Consider the following 1,235-nt stretch of genomic DNA (forward strand, 5'->3'; position numbering starts at 1 on the left):
CTGCTGGTACTTGTGCGAAGCCCATGATTGTCTTCCTGTAAACGGTTAAAAAAATGGTTATATCTAAGACGGGGGATTATCTCCCAGTCTTATGACGTAATGAATACTACTTAAAGCTGAATTGATAGCAGGAAAATGAGCCTACTGGATGCAGTAGGCTCATTATCACTTAGGTATTCAGTTTTGCTGCCTGACCATCACCCGATTCTGCGTGGTATGAGATTGCAGTTTCTACTTCATTCATAGAGCCCAGTGCTACTGAACTACGCTGATGGATATGAGTAGGCTCCAGGTCCATGATGTCTTTGTAGCAAGTGCTGGAGATACCGCCTGCCTGCTCAATTAGCATGCTCATTGGGTTACCTTCGTACATAAGACGAAGCTTACCTGGCTTGGATGGATCACGGCTATCCCATGGGTAGGTGAAAATACCACCACGGGTTAGTACACGGTGAACTTCAGCCACCATGGAAGCAATCCAGCGCATGTTAAAGTTCTTTTCGCGAGGACCTTCGGCACCTTGTAGCAGATCAGCAACATAGTTACGCATCTCTTCTTCCCAGAAGCGATGGTTAGACATGTTGATGGCAAACTCTTTAGTGTCAGTAGGGATCTGAACCTGTTCACGGGTCAGGATAAAGTCACCAGTGTGTGCCAGCGTAAAGAAGTTTACGCCGTGACCTGTAGTTAGGGAAAGAATTGAAGACTGACCATACAGAACATAACCGGCAGCAATCTGCTTGCGGCCACACTGAAGGTAAGCTTCATCTTTGCTTGGGTCCATGCCTTCTTGCAGTTCCAGAATAGAGAAAATAGTACCAACAGATACGTTGATATCGATATTGGAAGAGCCATCCAGAGGGTCAAAAATTACCAGGTACTTACCTTCTGGATTTCCGCCTACAGGGTGGTCTTCCTCTTCAGAAGCAAGACCTGCTACCAAAGGGTTATCAAGCAGGAACTTCTTCAGAAGGTCATTTGCGATAACATCCATTTTCTTCTGGGTTTCGCCCTGGACGTTTGTATTGTCCGTTGAACCCAGAACGCCAGCTAATTCACCTTCGCGAAGTTGGATCGCAACTTCCTTGCAGGCAAGCATTAGAGTGCCAATCAAATCGACTAGAGTGTCTTCGGTTTCCTGTTTTTTCAGGAACTGGCTCAGCAGTAGCATTCTTGTATTTTCTCTCTGATAGAGTGGTTGGAAATTTGGCTGTGAATTTTACGTGAAACTTATA

At 45.5% G+C, this 1,235-nt stretch carries 1 protein-coding gene; it reads right to left on the minus strand.

Features of this window, described 5'->3' with window-relative positions:
* Positions 1-169: 169 nt before the first annotated feature.
* Positions 170-1,171 carry a class 1 fructose-bisphosphatase gene (locus GY843_RS03765; RefSeq protein ID WP_297306671.1) on the minus strand — a complete coding sequence of 334 codons (1,002 nt, stop codon included), beginning with the start codon at positions 1,169-1,171 and terminating at the stop codon, positions 170-172.
* Between the last annotated feature and the right edge of the window lie 64 nt (positions 1,172-1,235).

Origin of the sequence: Neptuniibacter sp., assembly GCF_024231755.1 — a bacterium.
In the GTDB taxonomy this organism is placed as follows: Bacteria; Pseudomonadota; Gammaproteobacteria; order Pseudomonadales; family Balneatricaceae; genus Neptuniibacter.

What these genes read in the sequence shown, in the direction of transcription:
- GY843_RS03765 (WP_297306671.1), bottom strand. Translation starts at nt 1,171, where the DNA reads ATGCTACTGCTGAGCCAGTTCCTGAAAAAACAGGAAACCGAAGACACT.